The following is an 18,134-nucleotide window of genomic DNA, read 5'->3' on the forward strand; positions in this document are numbered from 1 at the left end:
ACCGGCTTCAGCCGGTCGGGTCGGCCGCCCCCGCCCGCCAGCGATCAAGGTCGGCCGACCAGTCCGCGGCCGCGGCCGACAGCTCGGCCAGCACCTCCGGCCGGTCGCCGGAACGGTCCTGCCGCTCCGCCGGATCGGCCTCCAGATCGAACAGCAGCCGCCCCGGTACGGACGGGGTGCCGAGCCGCTCGCTCGGATCGATCACCAGCTTCCAGCGGCCCCGCCGGACCGCCAGCTGGCTCTCGTACGCCCAGCACAGGGTCCGCTCCCCCGCCCCGCCGTCCCGGAGCAGCGGACCAAGATCAACACCGTCCACGTCGTCGACCGGGGAGCCGGCAGCGGCCAGCACGGTGGGCAGCACGTCCATCATCATCGCCGGCTCGTCGCACTGCACGCCCTGCGGCAACCCGGCCGGCCAGGACCAGATCCCCGGCACCCGGATCCCGCCCTCGAACAGGGATCCCTTGTGCCCGCGCAGCCCGCCGGCCGACCCGCCCGGATAGGCGATCTCCTCGCCGCCGAGCCAGTTCCGCTCCTCCGCCGACGGCCCGTTGTCGGAGGAGAAGACGATGATCGTGTCGTCCAGCCGCCCGGTCCGGCGCAGCGTCTCGACGATCCGGCCCACCCCGTCGTCGACCCGGCTGATCATGGCCGCCATCACCTGCCGTTCCCAGGGCAGGTGGGCGAACCGGTCCATCGCGTCCGCCGGCGCGTGCATCGGGTAGTGCGGCGCGTTGTACGAGACGTAACAGAAGAAGGGATCCCGGACCGCGGTGAGGAAGTCGACCGCCTCGTCGGTGATCACGTCGGTCAGGTATTCGCCGTTGCGCCAGATCTCGGTGTCGTCGTCCCAGAGATCGTGCAGCGGGTGCCGGTTGCCCCAGTACATGATGTGCGAGTAGTAGTCCACGCACCCCGCGCGGAAGCCGAGGTGGCGGCCGAACCCGCGCCGCTGCGGTGCCGAACCGGGTTCGACGCCGAGGTGCCACTTGCCGAAGATCGCCGTGGTCCAGCCGAGTTCGCCGAGCCGCGACGCCAGCGTCGGCTGGTCCGGCAGCCCGGTCACCGTCCGCGCCGCGCCCAGGATCGACTCGACCCCCGCGTGCGCCGGATGGCGGCCGGTCAGCAGCGAGGCCCGGGACGGCGAACAGACCGGGGAGTTCGAGTACCACTGGGTGAACCGGACGCCGCGCTCGGCCAGCGCGTCCAGGTGCGGCGTCTCGACGTCCGTACTGCCGTAGCAGCCGAGGTCGCCCCAACCAAGATCATCGGTGTAGATGATCACGACGTTCGGTCCGCTCACTCCTGCTCCTCCTGATATCCGTGACGGATGTGCCCGACGGGCAGCATCCGGGTCTGCGGCGGGCCGTCCGCCCCCTCGATCCGGGCGACCAGCAGTTCGACCGCCTCGTGCGCCAGTCGGTCGATGTCGGCCTGGACCAGGCGCAGCGGGACCGGCGACAGGAACGCCGCGTCGATGTCCTCCGACGCGGCCACCTCCACCGTCGCGCCGGCCCCGGCCACGGCCTCGAGCACGCCGAGCAGCAGCAGTCCGGTGGTGGTGACGATCGCGGTCGGCGGGTCGGCGGCGCGCAGCAGGTCCTCGGTGGCCCGGCGCGCGGTCGCCGCCGCGCCGTGCCCGACGCTGACCAGCCTGGTCTCGACCGGCAGTCCGTGCTGGTGCAGCCCGTCGTTCCAGGCGGCGTAGCGACGGGTCCCGGGGTCGGTCTCGATCTCGCCGCCGACGAAGGCGATCCGCCGATGGCCGCGCCGCCACAGCTCCTCGACCTGGTCCGCCACCGCCCGGTAGTAGTCGAACGTGACCACGTCGGCGGTGATCCCGCCGCCCGGGAACCGGTCCAGATAGACCCGCGGGACCCCGGTCTGGCGCTGCCGCTCGCCGTACTCGTCGCCGTTGGCCGGGACCACGATCAGGCCGTCCACCCGGCGGCTGGTCATCTCCTTGACCAGGTGTTTCTCCCGCGCCCAGGCCTTCTGGGTGACCGCGACCAGCAGCGTGCTGCCGTGCTCCTGGGCGGCCCGGTCCAGTTCGACCACGATCCGGGCGAAGTAGTGCGAGTCGACGTCGTCGACCAGCAGGCCCCAGGTCATCGACCGCACGTCCGGCCGGACCGTCCGCGCCGAGGCACTGGTCACGAAGTCGAGTTCGTCGACCGCCCTCAGCACCCGTTCCCGGGCGTCCGGCGAGGCGGGCCCCGAATCGTTGAGCACCCGCGACACGGTCGACATGCTGACCCGGGCCCGGGCCGCCACGTCGCGGATCGTCGGCGGTCGCCCCCGCATTCCCTTGCTCACGCTCACTCCTTCACGCCACCGACCGCGAGGCCCGAGACGAGCCGGCGCTGGGCGATCGCGAAGAGCACGATAGTCGGCACGGAGGCGACTACGGAGGCACACATGACCAGATCCCACTGGGTCGTGAACTCGCCGAAGAAGTTGGACAGGCCGACCTGGACCGTTTTCAGCGTCTCGTCGGTCATCAGCACCTTGGCGAACAGGTACTCCTCCCAGGCCACGATGAACGTGTTGATCGCGACCGTCGCGACACCGGGCCAGGCCACCGGGAAGACCACCCGGAACAGCACCGACAGGGTGGAGCAGCCGTCGATCCGGGCCGCCTCGTCCAGACCCTTCGGTACGGTCTCGAAGTAGCCCATCATCAGGTACGTCGCGAACGGCAGGGTGATCGCGACGTAGGCGATGATCAAGCCCTGGTAGGTGTTCAGCAGCCGCAGCTCGGAGAAGAACAGGTAGAGCGGCGTGATCAGGATGACGAACGGGAACAGGTGCACGGCGATCACCAGCACCATCAGCACCCGCTTGCCGCGGAACTCGAACCGCGAGAAGGCGTAGCCGGTCAGGCAGGACAGCACGACGGACGCGATCATGGCCACTGTCGCGACCAGCAGGCTGTTGATCAGGAACCGGCCGAACGTCGAGTCGGCGAACAGCCGACCGTACGAGTCGAGGGTCAGCCGGGACGGCAGCAGCTGCCGCAGGTCGAACATCTCCGCCGCCGGCCGCAGCGAGGTCAGCAGCATCCAGGCGAACGGGAAGACCATGATCAACAGCACCACGGCGACCGCCACCAGCACCACGATCTCGGACGGCCGGATGACCCGGGACCGGCGCCGGGCCGGCACGGCGACACTCATGACCGCTCCCGGCGCTGCAGCAGGAACAGGTAGATCAGCGCGAAGATCACCATGCAGAGGGACATGATCAGCCCGATCGCGGCGCCGCGGCCGAGATCGTTGTCGACGAAGGCGTACGTGTAGAGCTGGGTGGCCAGCACCTGGGTGTACGTGCCCGGTCCGCCGCCGGTGGTCAGCCAGACGTAGACGAAGTTGTTGAAGGCGCCGATGGTGATCATCAGGCCGACCACTCCGATCACCGGCCGCAGGTTCGGCAGCGTGACGTGCAGCAACGACCGCCCGGCGCCGGCGCCGTCGATCGCGGCCGCCTCGTACTGCTCCCCCGGGATGGCCTGCAGCCCGGCCATCAGCACGATGATCACGAACGGCAGCTCGCGCCAGGTGATGATCGCGGTCAGGCACCACCAGACCGTGCTGGTCTGGGCGAGGAACGGGATGCCCTGCTCGATCAGCCCCCAGCGCAGCAGCAGCTGGTTGATCAACCCGGACTGCCCGTCCAACAGCCAGCGCCAGGCCGCCACCGCGACGGTGGGCGGGATCATCCACGGGATCAGCACCAGGGTGCGGCAGACGCCGAGCAGTCGCAGCCGGCGCAGCACCGGCGCGTTCAGCAGCAGCGCGATGCCGAGCCCGAAGACCAGCCGCAGCGCAACGGTGAGCAGGGTCAGCCAGAGCACGGTGTTGCCCAGGCTGAGCGGCGTCTGCGGGTCGGCCAGCACGGCCGCGAAGTTGCCCAGCGCCACGAACGGGCCGTCGCCCAGCGCGTCGTACGGCGTCACCTCGTGCAGCGACAGCCACACGTTGTAGCCGGCCGGAACGCCGAACAGCAGGAGCAGCATGATCATTCCGGGAGCCACCAGCCCGTACGGGGTGAGCCGGGTCGTCCAGGGCCGGCGGCGCACCGGCACCCGGACGCTCCCTGATGCGACGGTCACCGCCCGGCAGCCAGCTCGGCCTGGAGCTGGGCGATGATCGACTCGGCTGCGGCCCGGCTGTCGGTCTGGCCGGAGTAGACGGCGCCGAACTGCGCGTTGGTGATCTTGGTGATGGTCGTGACCGGCACCGGCCCGGCGATGTAGCGGCCGAAGGTCTCGGCGTGCGGCAGTTGCTCCTGGTAGCCCTCCTCGCCCTCGGGCACCTTCATCGAGGACAGCACGCTGGTGGCCGCCGGGTACTGGTCGATCTTGGTGAACGCCTCGGCGCTGTTGAGGTAGCGGATGAACTCCCAGGCCTGCTCGGGATGATCACTGGACGCGTTGATGCCGAGCATCCGCCCGCCGAGGTGGCTGTTGCCGTCGGTCAGGCCCTCCGGCATCGGAGCCGTACGCAGCGACGGGTCCAGTTCCTTGGCCTTGCGGAAGGTCTGCGGCGCCATCAGGGTCATCGCGCAGGTGCCCCGGCCGAGGCCCTCGACGATCTGCGGGTCGGTCAGCGAGGCGACCGCGATCATGGACTTGGCGGTGCCGCCGTCGGTGAACAGCGCGTTGAACCAGTCGATCGCCTGCTGCAGCTGCTCGGCGGTCGCGCCGACCTGCCAGCTGCCGCCCTCGTCCTTGATCAAAGTCGCGCCGTGCGACCAGAGGAAGTAGTTGATCGCGAACCACTGGCCGGAGTCCGGCCCGCTGGCCCCGGGCAGGCAGAAACCGGACCGCTTCGCCTTCACGTCGGAGAGCTGCTTCGCCTGGTCGGCGAGCTGCTCCCAGCTGGTCGGCGGCTTCAGCCCGGCGTCGGCGAGCAGGTCCGGCCGGTACGCCAGCGCGAACGTGTCGACGGTCCACGGCAGCGCCCAGGTCTTGTCCTCGAACCGGGCCAGGTCGAGCGCCAGGTAGTCCTCGACCGGGGTCTCCGGCGCCGCCTTGCCGGCCAGTTCGTCCAGCGGGCGCAGGATCTTGGGCTTGGCCAGGTCCTTCACGTTGACGTTGGCGATCTGGATGACGTCCGGGCCGGAGCCAGAGTTGGCCTCGCGGGCGAACTGCTGGGCGCTGTCCGGCCCGGACAACGTCTCCAGCTTCACCTGGGTCTCGGGGTGCTTCTCGTTCCAGGCCTGCACCGCCGCCTGCAGGCCGGCCGTCTCGGCCGGCGGGTCGAACTGGCGGAAGGTCAGCGTCACCGGTCCGTCGGCCGTACCGGTGCCCCCGCAGGCCGACAGGGCCGCGGTCAACACCAGGGTTGCGCCGGCCAGGAGTGCGCCAAGTCTCATGTCAGATCCCCTTCGATCCCTCAACGATGCGGTGCGCCCCAACTTAAGGTGGAAACGTTCTCACCACAAGACTCTCCTTGCAGGCATGAGAATAGATCGCAGCTTCGCGATGAGTCTGGAAACGTCACCATGGAAAACGGCTCGCCCCGCGACCGGGCCGCCCGGAAGACTGTCCCGCCATGGGCCATGTCGAGGTGTCGGGTGTCGACTACCGGCTCCCCGACGGGCGGCGGCTGCTCGCCGAGGTCGGCTTCCGGGTCGGCGACGGGGCCAACGTGGCGCTGGTCGGGGCGAACGGCTGCGGCAAGACGACCCTGCTCCGGATCATCGCCGGCGACCTCGAGCCCGATGCGGGCTCGGTCACGACCAGCGGCGGGCTCGGCGTGATGCGGCAGTTCGTGGGGTCGGGCACCGAGACCGTACGGGAGCTGCTGTTGTCGGTGGCAGCGCCCCGGCTGCGGGCGGCCGCGCGGGCCGTGGACCTGGCCGAGCTGGCCGCCATGGAGCGCGACGACGAGGCCACCCAGCTCGGCTATGCGACGGCGCTCGCGGAGTGGTCCGACGCCGGCGGCTACCAGGCCGAGGTGCTCTGGGACATCTGCTGTACGGAGGCGTTCGGCGTCCCCTACGACCGGGCCAAGTATCGCGAACTGGGCACCCTGTCCGGCGGCGAGCAGAAGCGGCTGGTGCTGCGGGTGCTGCTGCGCAACCAAGATCAAGTCCTGGTGCTGGACGAGCCGGACAACTACCTCGACGTACCGACCAAACGCTGGCTCGAGGAGCAGCTCAACGAGACCCCCAAAACGATCTTGTACGTCAGCCACGACCGCGAACTGCTGGCCAACACGGCCGCCCAGATCGTCACCCTGGAAGGCGGCCCGGCCGGCAACACCGCCTGGACCCACGGCGGCGGCTTCGCCACCTACCACCAGGCGCGGGTCGACCGGCACGAGCGGTACGCCGAGCTGGGCCGTCGGTGGGAGGAGCAGCGGGACCGGCTGGCCGAACTCGTCCAGACGCTGCGACTGGCCAAGTCGCCGAAGGTCCAGGCCGCGGTGACGAGGCTGCGCCGGCACGAGGCGGTCCGGCCGCCCGAGCCGCCGCGGCAGCAGAGCCTGCGGATGCGGCTGCCCGGCGGCCGGACCGGCGTGCGCGCGCTGACCTGCACCGGGCTGTCGCTGACCGGCCTGACCGACCCGTTCGACCTCGAGGTGTTCTACGGCGAGCGGGTCGCGGTACTGGGCGGCAACGGGACCGGCAAGAGCCACTTCATGCGGCTGTTGGCGGGCTGGCCGGAGCCGGATGCGGTGGCCAACGCCGGGTCCTGGAAGCTCGGCGCGCGGGTCGTCCCCGGGCACTTCTCGCAGACCCACGAACACCCGGAGCTGGCCGGCCGGACCCTGCTCGACATCCTCTGGACCGACTGCTCGCTGCGGTCCGAGGAGGCGGCCCGGGTGCTCAATCGGTACGAGCTCGTCGCGGCCCGGGAGCAGTCCTTCGACACCCTGTCCGGCGGCCAACAGGCGCGGTTCCAGATCCTGCTGCTCGAACTGTCCGGCGCGACGATGCTGCTGCTGGACGAGCCGACCGACAACCTCGACGTCGCCTCGGCCGACGCTTTGCAGGCGGCGCTGGACGAGTTCGACGGCACCGTACTCGCGGTCACCCACGACCGCTGGTTCGTCCGCGGCTTCGACCGCTTCGTCACCTTCAGCGCCGACGAGCGGGTGGCCGAGACCGCCGAGCCCGTCTGGACCTGATTCTCCGGCCGAACCGGCGCCCGCGGGCCATCATGGACGCGAGGAGCCGCAGATGACGAGCAGACCGAAGCGGAGGTGGGTGCCGCCGGGGATCGAGACCGCCCTGCGCTACCGCCGTGCCTGGCTGCTGCCCGACCTGCGTGCGGGCCTGGTCGTCACCGCGCTGCTGATCCCGGCCGGCATGGGCTACGCCCAGGTCGCCGGCCTGCCGCCCGAGACCGGCCTGTACGCGACCGTCATCCCGCTCCTGGTGTACGCCCTGCTCGGCCCGTCACGCATCCTCGTCCTCGGCCCGGACTCGGCCCTCGCGCCGATCATCGCGGCAGCCATCCTGCCGCTGGCACTGGGCGATGAGCAGCGCGCCGTCACGCTCGCGGGCCTGCTCGCCGTCATGGTCGGCGTGGTGCTCCTCCTCGGCGGCGTCCTCCGCCTCGGCTTCGTGACCGACCTGCTGTCGAAGCCGATCCGGATGGGGTACCTCAACGCGGTGGCCCTGCTCGTGATCATCTCGCAGGTGCCGAAACTGCTGGGATTCGGGATCGACGCCGGGTCGCCGTTCGGCCAGGTCACCGACATCGTGCGGGGCATCGCGGGCGGCCAGGTGAGCCCGCTCGCGGTCCTGTTCGGTGCGGGCTCCCTCGCCGTGATCCTGGTCCTCACCTGGCTGCGGTCCCCGGTGCCGGGCATTCTGGTCGCCGTGGTCGCGGCCACCCTGGCCACCTGGGTGTTCGGCCTCGCCGACGACCTGGCCGTGGTCGGCGCCCTGCCGCGGGGACTCCCGGCGCCGGCGCTCGGCTCCCTCGCCTGGGCCGACGTCACGGCGCTCGCGCTGCCGGCCGCCGGAATCGCGCTGGTCGCGTTCGCCGACAGCACCGTCCTGTCCCGGACGCTCGCCGCACGTCGCGGCGAGTCGGTCAGCGGCAGCAGCGAGATGGCGGCGATCGGCGCGGCCAACCTCGGCGCCGGCGTCCTCGGCGGGTTCCCGGTCTCCGCCTCGTCCACGCGGACGCCGGTCGCCGAGGCGGCCGGGTCCCGGACCCAGCTGACGGGCGTGGTGGGTGCGCTGCTGATCGTGGCCTTCATGATGCTCGCGCCGGGCGTCACGGCCTTCCTGCCCGAGGCCGCACTCGGAGCGATCGTGGTCACCGCCGCGGCGCGCCTGATCGACGTCCGTGGGTTCGTCCGGCTGGTCCGGATGAACCGGCTCGACGCCCTGCTCTCGGTGGCGGCGTTCCTCGGCGTGCTCGTCGTCGGCGTGCTGCAGGGAATCGCGGTCACGATCGCGCTCTCGCTGCTCGCGTTCGTCAACCAGTCCTGGCGGCCCTACCGCGCGGAACTGGGCCGGGTGGCCGGGCTCCGGGGGTACCACGACCTCTCCCGCTATCCCGAGGGCGAACGCCTGCCCGGCATCGTGATCGTGCGCTTCGATGCGCCGTTGTTCTTCGCCAACGGCGGGATCTTCGACGACTTCGTGCGCTCCCGGGTGACCGCGGCAGGTCCCGGCGTCCATACGGTGATCCTCGCCGCCGAGCCGATCACCGGGATCGACACCACCGCGGTCGAGCAACTCGTCGAGCTCGACAAATACCTGGCCTCGCAGGGAATCCGCCTGGTGCTCGCCGAGATGAAGGACCCGGTCGTCGACACCCTGCGCAGCTACGGCGTGACCGACCGGTTCACCCCCGACCGCTTCGCGCCCACCGTGGGTACCGCCGTCGACGAGATCACCGGAACCCTCCGCGGAGACCTCAAGGGCACGAAGTGGGACGGTGACGGTCCCGAGGACGACGACGCCCGGGACGCCGACGGCGCACCGGGCTGACCGGGCCACGTCCGGACCTGACGACCACTACGTTCCCTGAGCTTGTCGAAGGGCAGGCACGATCTGGCTCGGCCCCTTCGACAGGCTCAGGGCGCGGTGTGGCGGGTCAGCAGGGTGCCGATGATCTTGCCGGCGGCGGCGCAGGAAGCGGCGTCGACGTCGAGATGGGTGACGGCACGCAGCATCCGGGCGCCCAGCGCGGACACCCGGACGCCCTGGTCGGCGGCCGCGGCGGCGATCGGGCCGGCCGGCCGGTCGCCGGTGTCGATGATCACGATGTTGGTCTCGACGCCGGCCGGATCCACAGCCGCCGGTACGTTCTCAGCCACCGCCTCGGCGAACGCGCGCGCCGCGGCATGATCATCCGCGAGCCGGTCCACGTGGTGATCAAGGGCGTGCAGGGCGCCGGCGGCGAGGATCCCGGCCTGCCGCCAGCCGGCGCCGAGGCGCTTGCGCAGCACCCGGGCCCGCCCGATCCGATCCGCGTCGGCCACCAGCACCGAGCCGACCGGAGCGCCCAGCCCCTTGGAGAAACAGACGCTCACCGTGTCGAACAGCCGGCCGTAGTCGATCAAGGGGGTCCCGGTCGCCACGTGCGCGTTCCACAGCCGGGCGCCGTCCAGGTGGAAGCCGAGTCCATGATCACGACAGAGCTCCGAGACGGCCCGGAGTTGATCAAGGCTCTGGACCGTACCGCCGCCGAAGTTGTGCGTGTTCTCCACCGCAACGGCCGCGGTGGAGACCAGGTAGGGACCGGCGGCCGGCGAGATGATCTTGGCCACCTCGGCCACGTCGATCCGGCCGCGGTCCGACGGGAACGTCCGCATGGTCAGCCCACCGAGCGCCGCATGGGCACCCATCTCGGCCCGGGCGATGTGCGCCTCGACGTCGCAGACGACCTCCTGGCCGGGCTCGACCAGCAGCCGAACGCCGAGCAGGTTGGCCAGCGAACCGGTCGCGCAGAACAGGCCGGCCTCGTGGCCGAGCAGGTCGGCGACCCGCCGCTCCAGCGCGGTCACGGTCGGGTCCTCGCCGTACACGTCGTCGCCGACCTCGGCCATGATCATGGCCTGCCGCATCGCCTCGGTCGGCCGGGTCAGCGTGTCCGAACGAAGATCAACGATCATGGTCCGGGCGTCACTCGTCGGCTTGGAACGCCTGCACCGGGTTCGGCCGCTTGATCCGGCCGGTGGTCAGCCGCTCGGCGACCAGGAAGGCCAGCTCCAGCGACTGGTTCCGGTTCAGCCGCGGGTCGCACAGCGTCTCGTACCGGTTGGCCAGGTCGGCCTCGACCAGGTCGTCACCGCCGCCCAGGCACTCGGTGACGTCGTCGCCGGTCAACTCGACGTGCACGCCGCCCGGCCAGGTGCCGAGCTCCTCGTGGACGTCGAAGAACCCGTTCAGCTCGTCGATCACGTCGGCGAACGCCCGGGTCTTGTACCCGTTGGCCGACTCGAACGTGTTGCCGTGCATCGGGTCGCAGACCCAGGCCACCTGGCGGCCGCTGGCGGTCACCTTCTCCACCACGTCCGGCAGCAGGTCCCTGATCTTGCCCGCCCCCATCCGGGTGATGAACGTGATCCGGCCCGGCTGCTGCTCGGGATCGAGCTTGTCGGCCAGCTGCAGCGCCACATCGGCGGTCGTGGTCGGGCCGAGCTTGACGCCGAGCGGGTTGCGGACGTGCCGCAGCAGCTCGACATGGGCGCCGTCCAGCTGCCGGGTCCGCTCCCCGATCCAGAGGAAGTGCCCGGAGACGCCGTACGGGTCCTGGGTACGGGAGTCGATCCGGGTCAGCGCGTGCTCGTACTCCAGGCTCAGGGCCTCATGGCTGGAGTAGAAGTCGACGGTCCGGAACTCCTCGTCGTCGATGCCGCAGGCCACCATGAAGGCGAGCGCCCGGTCGATCTCGTCGGCCAGGTTCTGGTAGCGCACGCCGGCGGCCGAGGTCTTGACGAAGTTCGCGTTCCAGCTGTGCACGCTGCGCAGGTGCGCGAAGCCGCCGGTGACGAACGCGCGGGTCAGGTTCAGCGTCGCGGCGGAGGCGTTGTAGGTGTCCAGCAGCCGGCGCGGGTCGTGCACCCGGGACTCGGGCGTGAACGCGAAGCCGTTGACCGAGTCGCCGCGGTAGGCGGGCAGCGTCACGCCGTCCCGGGTCTCGGTGTCGGAGCTGCGCGGCTTGGTGTACTGACCGGCCATCCGGCCGACCTTGACGATCGGCACCTGCGCCGCGTACGTCAGCACGACGGCCATCGACAGCAGCGTGCGCAGCTTGCCCTGGATGTTGCCCGCGGTGACCCCGGCGAACGTCTCGGCGCAGTCCCCGCCCTGCAGCAGGAACGCCTCGCCGGCCGCGACGCTGGCCAGCTTCGCACGCAGTTCGTCGCATTCGCCGGCGAACACCAGCGGCGGCAGCGCACGCAGCCGGGCGACGACCTCGGCGACCTGCTCCGCATCGGGATAGCTCGGCTGTTGCAGCGGCTTCAGGGCATGCAGGGAGTCGAGCGTCGGGAGGGTTACGGACACGGGGCTACTGTAGACGGTCCAGCACGGAGGGAAGGACGGCGACCATGGCAGGACAGGCGGCCTTTGTCCGGGAGTTCCTCCGGGAACGCGCGACGATCCTGATCAACGGCCGGCTGCGCGGCGACCCGCTGTCCCGGCTGCACCTGGACGAGGGCCGGATCGACCCGTACCCCCTCTACGAGCAGGTACGGGCAGCAGGGCCGCTGACCCTGTCCCGGCTCGGCGTGTTCACGACCGCCGACCACGCGATCTGCGACCAGGTCCTGCGGGACCGCCGGTTCGGCGTCGGCGGCCGGGTGGTCGACGACACCGCCGAGCTGTCGTTCCTGGAGATGAACCCGCCGGACCACACCCGGCTGCGCCGGTTGGCGGCGCCGTCCTTCAGCCCGCGTACGATCGCCGGCTTCGACGCGACGATCACGTCGGTGGTCCGGGACCTGCTGGACCGGGTGCCGACCGGCCGGCCGTTCGACCTGGTCACCGACTTCGCCGCGCCGATGCCGATCGCGGTGATCAGCGAGTTGCTCGGCATCCCGGACGCCGACGCCGAGGAGTTCTCCCGGTACGGGACCGTCTTCGGCAGCGCGCTCGGCGGCCTGCAGTCGCTCCAGCACGCGTCGCAACTGCTGGACGCGCGGAAGCAGCTGCAACGGATCTTCACCCGGCTGTTCGACCTGAAGCGGAGCGAGCCCGGCGACGACGTGATCAGCCGGCTGGTGGCCGCGGAGGGCGACAAGGTCCGGCCGGAGGAGATGGTGCCGCTGTGCACCCTGCTGCTGATCGCCGGCTTCGAGACGACGGTCAACCTGATCGGCAACACGTCCCTGGCCCTGCTCCGGCACCCCGAGGCCTGGCACCGGGTGGCCGCCGACCCCGACCTTGCGACGGCCGCCATCGAGGAGACCCTGCGCTACGACGCCCCGGTGCAACGGACCGGCCGGATGGCGCTGGACGACGTCGAGATCGCCGGCCGGATCGTCCGGAAGGGCGAGTACGTGGTGACCCTGCTCGGCGGCGCCAACCGGGACCCGAAGGTGTTCGACCGGCCGGCCCGGTTCGACCTGGACCGCGCCAACGCGAACGATCATCTCGGCTTCTCCAGCGGCATCCACTACTGCGTCGGCGCGCCGCTCGCCAAGCTGGAAGCCCGGATCGCGATCCAGGAACTCACCCAGCGGTTCGGCAACCTGGCCATGATCAAACCCGGCCGGCGCCGCCCCGGCAGCCTGATCCGCGGCATGTCCAGCTTCCCCGTCGTCGGCTACCCGGTCCTCGCCCGAGCCTGATGATCAAGGTCGACCCGACGCCGCCAAGGAGAACGGGTGCCCCTCCGGGTCCGCGAAGAGGATCCGGTCCGATGAGCGGGGCGTGAGTCGGGTCGCCCCCAGGCTCAGCGCCAGCTGCTCGGCGGCTCGATGATCATCGGCTTCGAGTTCCAGGTACGCCTGGCGCGGCCGTTCCGGGTCCTGCCAGCGCGGCGCGTTCCCGGCGGCTGCCGCGAAGGACAGCCCCGGCGGCCGGCCGTCGCCGCTCCTGATGATCACCCAGCCGGGCGAATCCTCGACCCGGTCGTGCAACTGGAGCAGTTCGGCGTAGAACGTCGCCAGGGCGGGTGCGGAGACGAAGCAGTCGATGACGGCGTGAGGTTCGACCGGGGCGTCGGTCCTGGCTCGTGGCGCGGCGCACAGGCAGAACGGGTGCCCGGCCGGGTCGGCATAGACCGGACAACCACCGCCACGATGGGGCAGCCGTGTCGCGCCGAGGTCGATCACGCGCTCGTGCCACAGCGGTGAGAACCAGGCCGGCTCGGTGTCGTCCCTTCCCCTGACCCGGTCGTCGTCGAAGGCGGGCAGGTCGAGATGCAGCTGTTGCGGGTAGCGGGGATCGGGCCAGGTCGGCCGACGATGATCGGGTACGGTCACGAAGGCCAGCCGGGTCCGGCCATGATCATGACCGATCTCCACCCGCTCGGCGGTGTCGACGAACCTCGTCGGCATCGCCATCACCTCGGCGTAGAACGAGGCGAGGCCCTGCGCGTCCGGACCGTCGAACGTGATTGCGCGAATCCGTACGGTCATGGCGATCCTCCCGTCTCACCCCGGGACCGGGCCACGGTACGGGGCGGCTCGAGACCCACGATACGGATCCCGCGCGTGACGCGCGGTCCGCTCAGCCGACGGACGCGGCGTAGCTGATCAAGGTCTGGCCGGGCCGGAAGCCGGCCGTGCGATAGACGGTCCGGCCGGACTCGGGGCCGAAGACCTTGATCCGTTCGGCGCCTCGCCGGGCCAGCCGGTCGACGCCCTCCAGCAGCATGGCGGTGGCCACACCGCGGCGCTGGAACTCGTCCTCGACCCGCATCGGCTCGACCAGACCGACCCGGGTGACCGGGTCGAACCAGTAGAGCGAGTAGCCGGCGACCCGGCCGTCGTCGGTCACCACGGCGAGATCGAGGGCGGGGTCGTAGAGGGGACAGGCGCGCAACCGCTCGGCGACCTCGGGACCGTTGCGTTCGCGCATCGGATGCGGGGAGTCCGCGGTGCCGGACCGGTCGATGATCGTGAACCCGGTCGCCGGGGCCCGGGGCGCCGACCGGTCGCCGGGCGCCAGCCAGTCGATCATGCTGCGCCCCTGGGCGACGAAGTCCGAGTCCATGATCAGTTCGGTGAACGTCGGATCGTCCTCCCGGACGGTGAGTTCGAGGCTCCCGCGGACGTGCGTCGCCACAAGATCACCGACTCGGGTCCAGACCACACCCGGGTCCGGACCGCCGGTCCCCGGGACCATGATCGGATCGCACTGCCAGCGGTCGGCCCGCCAGCTGGTGATCAACACGCCCGCCACCGGACCCTCGTCGTCCAGCCAGAACGGCCGCCGGACGTCGTCCGAGGCCCGCGGCCGGCGGCTCCACCACTGGACGTCCGCGGCCTCCCAGACGCCGCCGTCGGGATCGGCCAGCCGGGCCCGCCGCAGCAGGTCGGTGGAGAGGGCCAGGGCTTCGGGCCCGCTCGCCCAGTGCTCGTGCATGGCCCCACTCAACCGCGGACGGACCGCGGCCGCGACCCGATTTCAGGCCTGCGGCGAGGTCTCGGCCTCGTCGTCGGCGGCCTTCTCCTTCGCCGCCAGCTCCTTCGCGGCCGGGGCGTAGAGGTCGACGTACTCCTGGCCGGAGAGCTCCATGATCGCGTACATGATCTCGTCGGTGATCGAGCGCAGGATGAACCGGTCGTCGCTCATCCCCGCGTAGCGGGAGAAGTCGAGCGGCTTGCCGAACTTGACGGTCGGGCTGATCACCTTGTGGATGATCTTGCCCGGCGGCGCGATCAGATCGGTGCCGATCACGGCGGACGGGATCACCGGCACGTCGGCCAGCAACGCCATCCGGGCCACCCCGGTCCGGCCCTTGTAGAGCCGGCCGTCGTGGCTGCGGGTGCCCTCGGGATAGATACCGAACAACTCGCCGCGCTCCAGCACCCGCAGGCCCGCCCGCAGGGCGCCCTCCGAGGCCCGGCCGCCGCTGCGGTCGATCGGCACCTGACCGGTGCCGGCGAAGAACCGCTTCTGCGCCCAGCCCTTCAGGCCGGCGCCGGTGAAGTAGTCCGCCTTGGCGACGAACGTGATCCGCCGGTCCAGGGCCAGAGGCAGGAACAGCCAGTCCGCGTACGAGAGGTGGTTGCTGGCCACGATGGCCGCCCCCGCCGCCGGTACGTTCTCGGCGCCGACCTCGATCGGCCGGAACAGCCGGCGCACGGTCGGCCCGAGCACCACGTTCTTCAGCGCCCAGTAGATCCCCCGGCCGGCGTTGCGGCGCCCACCCGGCGGCTGCGGGTCGACGGTGACCAGCTCGTCGTTCATGACCTCATCGTGCCCGATCGGCGTCGCCGGAGGGGGAATCCTGCGGCGCGGCGGGCCGATCGGCCGGCACTGGCGGCACCCGGTTGCCCGCGCCCGGTCGGTCCTTGACCACCGCGTTGAACTCGCGGCCCTCCTCCTCGGCCGACTTCACCGACGCCGCGTACGCGTCGACGTACTCCTGACCGGAGAGTTCCATGATCGAGTTCATCACCTCGTCGGTGATCCAGCGCAGCACCTCCCGGTCGTTACCGGCGCCCGCGTACTGATCGAACCGCAGCGGCTTGCCGAAGCGCAGCCCGGGCCGGTGCATCCACGGGATCCGGAACAGCCGGGTCGGCACCAGCTGCGTGTTGACCGTGGCCGTGGGGACGACCGTGGCGCCGGTCTGCAGGACGAGCCGGGCCACTCCGGTCTTGCCCTTGTAGAGCCGGCCGTCCGGCGAGCGAGTGCCCTCGGGAAAGATGCCGAGGACGCCGCCCTCGCGCAGGATGTCGGCCACCTGGTCCATGTCGGAGGTGCTGACCCGGCCACCGGACCGGTCGATCGGCCGGATCCCGACGCCGCGCAGGAACAGACCCAACAGCCGCCCCGGCACCGACGTCGCGGTGAACAACTCCATCTTGGCCGGGAAGCTCATCGAGCGCCGGATCATCGCCGGGATCAGGAACGTCTCGCCGGCCGACAGGTGATTGCTCGCGATCAGGACCGGGCCCTTCGCCGGGATGTTCTCCTCACCCTCGATCCACGGTTTGAACAACACCTTCACCAATGGCCGGACGACCAGCCACTTGAGCACCAAGAACAACAACCGCTGCCTCCTTCACCGGGCCCAACTCTATTCGCGGCGACTATCGTCGGCTCATGAACACCCCGCGGATGGATCCGGCAACGGGTCTCGGCCGGGTCTCGGTGCGACCGGAGGCCGAGGCGTTCCGGGGCGGCACCGGCGAGACCGCCGTCCTGCTCTGCCACGGCTTCACCGGTTCACCGAAGTCCCTCCGGGCCTGGGCCGAGGACCTGGTCCGGCGCGGCTACACGGTCGACCTGCCCCGGCTGCCCGGCCACGGCACCGACTGGCGCGAGCTCAACACGACCGCCTGGACCGATTGGTACGCGTGCGTCGAGCGCGCCTTCGTCGAGCTGGCCCGGGAGCACCGGACGGTGTTCGTCTTCGGGCTCTCGATGGGCGGCAGCCTGGCCCTGCGGCTGGCCGCGGAGCACGCCGACCGGGTCGCCGGGGTGGTCCTGGTCAACCCGTCGGTCCGCGACCCCGACCCGCGGCTGTTCGCGTTGCCGTTGCTGAAGCGACTGACCCCCTCGATCGCCGGCATCACCAATGACATCGCACTGCCCGGCGTCGACGAGGGCGGCTACGACCGGCTGCCGTTGTGGGCGTTGGGGTCGCTGACCCGGCTCTGGCGAGACGTCCGCGGACGGCTCGATCAGGTCACCGCGCCGCTGCTGCTGTTCCGGTCGGAGACCGACCACGTCGTGGACCCGTCATCGGCCCGACTGATTCTGGAAGCTGTGAATTCGCGCACGACGGAGGAGATCGTGCTCCGCCGTAGCTACCATGTAGCCACCATGGACGCCGATGCCCCGGAGATCTTTGATCGTTCGGCGGCATTCTGCTCGGTGATCGCCGAGCAGGCCTGGTCCGCGGGATCGGAAGGAGTGACGTGATGAGCACGCCCGACTCCGAGCCGGATCGACCGGACAGTCCAGCGGACCCCAGCGATCTCGCACCCGAGGACCAGACCGCGATCGACCGGACCTTCGCCGAGATCGTCGCGCGTTTCCACACCGCCGACGGCCCGGCGAACGACCCGGAGCCGCTGCCGCCCCTTACCGATCGTGATCCGGTCGACGAACCGGAACCGACCGTGTGGGCCGATGATCATCCACTGTTCACCTTCGACCCGCCGCCACCCCCGCCCGAACCGGAGCCCGAGGACGAGCGGTACGTTCCGGAGCCGTCGCCGCCGCTCCCCCGGCCGTCCTGGCCGACGCTGGTCGCCGCGGTGTCGATCGGGTACGCGACGCTGGTCATGATCGCCCTGATGTTCGGCGCCCCGCTCCCGGCCTGGATGGGCATCCTGGCGGTCGTCGGCTTCATGGTCGGCTGCGCGATCCTGGTCTTCCGGCTGCCCCGGAACCGGCCGCCCGGATCGGACGACGGCGCGATTCTCTGACCCGGTGACGCGCTGAACGCGCACCGACGCGTGTGAACGCGAAGTGCCAAGCCCGGGCCTGCCTTTCGACAGGCTCAGGGAAAGTAGGCGGCCCGGCTCAGTTACCCAGCCAGCCGGGCGCGTCCAGGCGGAACAGGTCGTCCGGCGTCAGTCGCTGCAGGTCCTGCTCGAACTCCCGGAACCGTTCCGGACCCGTCGTCTCGGCCCACTCGCGGCGCACCCGGTCGAGGATCCGGGCCGACCTGCGGAGGGCGTCGACGCCGCGCTCGGTCAGCCGCACGGTACGCCGCCGGGCGTCGGCCGGATCAGCACTCCGCTCCAGGTAGCCGAGCCGCTCCAGCTGTTCGATGGTCTTGCCCGCGGCCTGCTTGCTGACGCCCAGCCGCCGGCCCAGCTCGACGCCGGTGATCCCCTCCCGGCCGACCGCCTGGAAGACGAACCCGTGCAGCGGGCGCAGGTCCGGGTGACCCTGCCGGGCCAGCTCGGCGTGCAGCCGGTCGATGATCATCCGGAACCCGAGCAGCAGCCGCAGCGGGAGCTCGAAGCCGGGCGGTTCACTTGACATGGATAGACAACCTCATTGACTATATTGGTCAATCTGATTGA

Annotated in this window: 17 protein-coding genes; 5 read left to right on the forward strand and 12 right to left on the reverse strand. The window is 70.9% G+C overall.

Annotation, left to right across the window (positions count from 1 at the left end; translation table 11 throughout):
• Positions 1-7: 7 nt before the first annotated feature.
• The 5 genes from ACFQU4_RS10370 to ACFQU4_RS10390 are packed head-to-tail and all read right to left on the reverse strand — an operon-like array spanning position 8 to position 5,376.
• A complete protein-coding gene (locus ACFQU4_RS10370) occupies positions 8-1,303 on the reverse strand; it encodes a sulfatase (RefSeq protein WP_377490671.1) in 1,296 nt (431 codons plus the stop codon).
• A complete protein-coding gene (locus tag ACFQU4_RS10375; protein ID WP_377490674.1) occupies positions 1,300-2,316 on the reverse strand; it encodes a LacI family DNA-binding transcriptional regulator in 1,017 nt (338 codons plus the stop codon). The genes ACFQU4_RS10370 and ACFQU4_RS10375 overlap by 4 nt, the downstream gene beginning before the upstream one ends.
• 2 nt (positions 2,317-2,318) lie before the next feature.
• Positions 2,319-3,176 carry a carbohydrate ABC transporter permease gene (locus ACFQU4_RS10380; protein ID WP_377490677.1) on the reverse strand — a complete coding sequence of 286 codons (858 nt, stop codon included), beginning with the start codon at positions 3,174-3,176 and terminating at the stop codon, positions 2,319-2,321.
• The gene (locus ACFQU4_RS10385; RefSeq protein ID WP_377490680.1) at positions 3,173-4,111 is read right to left on the reverse strand and encodes a carbohydrate ABC transporter permease; all 939 of its coding nucleotides are present in this window, start codon (positions 4,109-4,111) and stop codon (positions 3,173-3,175) included. The genes ACFQU4_RS10380 and ACFQU4_RS10385 overlap by 4 nt, the downstream gene beginning before the upstream one ends.
• Positions 4,108-5,376, reverse strand: a complete 1,269-nt coding sequence (locus ACFQU4_RS10390) for an ABC transporter substrate-binding protein (RefSeq protein ID WP_377490683.1) — start codon at positions 5,374-5,376, stop codon at positions 4,108-4,110. Before ACFQU4_RS10390 ends, ACFQU4_RS10385 begins: the two co-directional genes overlap by 4 nt.
• A gap of 179 nt (positions 5,377-5,555) precedes the next feature.
• On the opposite strand from ACFQU4_RS10390, the gene ACFQU4_RS10395 reads away from it, so the two are divergent.
• Both ACFQU4_RS10395 and ACFQU4_RS10400 read left to right on the forward strand, forming a co-directional pair.
• Positions 5,556-7,136, forward strand: coding sequence for an ABC-F family ATP-binding cassette domain-containing protein (locus ACFQU4_RS10395; protein ID WP_377490686.1), 1,581 nt, complete (start codon positions 5,556-5,558; stop codon positions 7,134-7,136).
• 52 nt (positions 7,137-7,188) lie between these two features.
• Positions 7,189-8,958 (forward strand): SulP family inorganic anion transporter, encoded by a 1,770-nt coding sequence (locus tag ACFQU4_RS10400; protein ID WP_377490689.1) that lies wholly within the window; start codon positions 7,189-7,191, stop codon positions 8,956-8,958.
• 86 nt (positions 8,959-9,044) lie between these two features.
• On the opposite strand, the gene ACFQU4_RS10405 is transcribed toward ACFQU4_RS10400, so the two are convergent.
• Both ACFQU4_RS10405 and ACFQU4_RS10410 read right to left on the reverse strand, forming a co-directional pair.
• Entirely contained in the window at positions 9,045-10,085 is a 1,041-nt protein-coding gene (locus ACFQU4_RS10405; RefSeq protein WP_377490692.1) for a threonine aldolase family protein, read from the reverse strand.
• Positions 10,086-10,095: 10 nt separating this feature from the next.
• A complete protein-coding gene (locus ACFQU4_RS10410; protein WP_377490695.1) occupies positions 10,096-11,481 on the reverse strand; it encodes a class II 3-deoxy-7-phosphoheptulonate synthase in 1,386 nt (461 codons plus the stop codon).
• Positions 11,482-11,525: 44 nt separating this feature from the next.
• Here ACFQU4_RS10410 and ACFQU4_RS10415 point away from each other — a divergent pair, with 44 nt between their 5' ends.
• Positions 11,526-12,767: a cytochrome P450 gene (locus tag ACFQU4_RS10415; RefSeq protein WP_377490698.1), complete on the forward strand. Its 1,242-nt coding sequence runs from the start codon at positions 11,526-11,528 to the stop codon at positions 12,765-12,767.
• Between the two features lie 3 nt (positions 12,768-12,770).
• Here ACFQU4_RS10415 and ACFQU4_RS10420 read toward each other — a convergent pair whose 3' ends face one another.
• From ACFQU4_RS10420 to ACFQU4_RS10435, 4 genes are all read right to left on the reverse strand, one after another.
• Complete coding sequence (locus ACFQU4_RS10420; RefSeq protein WP_377490701.1) at positions 12,771-13,559, reverse strand: VOC family protein; 789 nt, start codon at positions 13,557-13,559, stop codon at positions 12,771-12,773.
• A 91-nt stretch (positions 13,560-13,650) separates the two neighbouring features.
• Positions 13,651-14,508, reverse strand: a complete 858-nt coding sequence (locus ACFQU4_RS10425) for a GNAT family N-acetyltransferase (RefSeq protein ID WP_377490704.1) — start codon at positions 14,506-14,508, stop codon at positions 13,651-13,653.
• 42 nt (positions 14,509-14,550) lie between these two features.
• Entirely contained in the window at positions 14,551-15,336 is a 786-nt protein-coding gene (locus ACFQU4_RS10430; protein ID WP_377490707.1) for a lysophospholipid acyltransferase family protein, read from the reverse strand.
• 4 nt (positions 15,337-15,340) lie between these two features.
• Entirely contained in the window at positions 15,341-16,144 is an 804-nt protein-coding gene (locus ACFQU4_RS10435) for a lysophospholipid acyltransferase family protein (RefSeq protein ID WP_377490710.1), read from the reverse strand.
• A gap of 53 nt (positions 16,145-16,197) precedes the next feature.
• Between ACFQU4_RS10435 and ACFQU4_RS10440 the strand changes: the two genes are divergently transcribed.
• A complete protein-coding gene (locus ACFQU4_RS10440; RefSeq protein WP_377490713.1) occupies positions 16,198-17,019 on the forward strand; it encodes an alpha/beta hydrolase in 822 nt (273 codons plus the stop codon).
• Complete coding sequence (locus tag ACFQU4_RS10445) at positions 17,019-17,528, forward strand: hypothetical protein (RefSeq protein ID WP_377490716.1); 510 nt, start codon at positions 17,019-17,021, stop codon at positions 17,526-17,528. Before ACFQU4_RS10440 ends, ACFQU4_RS10445 begins: the two co-directional genes overlap by 1 nt.
• 97 nt (positions 17,529-17,625) lie before the next feature.
• Here the strand turns inward: ACFQU4_RS10445 and ACFQU4_RS10450 are convergent, their stop codons facing one another.
• Complete coding sequence (locus ACFQU4_RS10450) at positions 17,626-18,093, reverse strand: MarR family winged helix-turn-helix transcriptional regulator (protein WP_377490719.1); 468 nt, start codon at positions 18,091-18,093, stop codon at positions 17,626-17,628.
• Positions 18,094-18,134: the final 41 nt, after the last annotated feature.

The organism is Microlunatus sp. GCM10028923 (assembly GCF_042666975.1).
Lineage (GTDB): Bacteria > Actinomycetota > Actinomycetes > Propionibacteriales > Propionibacteriaceae > Microlunatus.

What these genes read in the sequence shown, in the direction of transcription:
- ACFQU4_RS10380 (WP_377490677.1), bottom strand. Translation starts at nt 3,176, where the DNA reads ATGAGTGTCGCCGTGCCGGCCCGGCGCCGGTCCCGGGTCATCCGGCCG.
- ACFQU4_RS10390 (WP_377490683.1), bottom strand. Translation starts at nt 5,376, where the DNA reads ATGAGACTTGGCGCACTCCTGGCCGGCGCAACCCTGGTGTTGACCGCG.
- ACFQU4_RS10395 (WP_377490686.1), top strand. Translation starts at nt 5,556, where the DNA reads ATGGGCCATGTCGAGGTGTCGGGTGTCGACTACCGGCTCCCCGACGGG.
- ACFQU4_RS10400 (WP_377490689.1), top strand. Translation starts at nt 7,189, where the DNA reads ATGACGAGCAGACCGAAGCGGAGGTGGGTGCCGCCGGGGATCGAGACC.
- ACFQU4_RS10405 (WP_377490692.1), bottom strand. Translation starts at nt 10,085, where the DNA reads ATGATCGTTGATCTTCGTTCGGACACGCTGACCCGGCCGACCGAGGCG.
- ACFQU4_RS10415 (WP_377490698.1), top strand. Translation starts at nt 11,526, where the DNA reads ATGGCAGGACAGGCGGCCTTTGTCCGGGAGTTCCTCCGGGAACGCGCG.
- ACFQU4_RS10420 (WP_377490701.1), bottom strand. Translation starts at nt 13,559, where the DNA reads ATGACCGTACGGATTCGCGCAATCACGTTCGACGGTCCGGACGCGCAG.
- ACFQU4_RS10425 (WP_377490704.1), bottom strand. Translation starts at nt 14,508, where the DNA reads ATGCACGAGCACTGGGCGAGCGGGCCCGAAGCCCTGGCCCTCTCCACC.
- ACFQU4_RS10430 (WP_377490707.1), bottom strand. Translation starts at nt 15,336, where the DNA reads ATGAACGACGAGCTGGTCACCGTCGACCCGCAGCCGCCGGGTGGGCGC.
- ACFQU4_RS10440 (WP_377490713.1), top strand. Translation starts at nt 16,198, where the DNA reads ATGAACACCCCGCGGATGGATCCGGCAACGGGTCTCGGCCGGGTCTCG.
- ACFQU4_RS10445 (WP_377490716.1), top strand. Translation starts at nt 17,019, where the DNA reads ATGAGCACGCCCGACTCCGAGCCGGATCGACCGGACAGTCCAGCGGAC.
- ACFQU4_RS10450 (WP_377490719.1), bottom strand. Translation starts at nt 18,093, where the DNA reads ATGTCAAGTGAACCGCCCGGCTTCGAGCTCCCGCTGCGGCTGCTGCTC.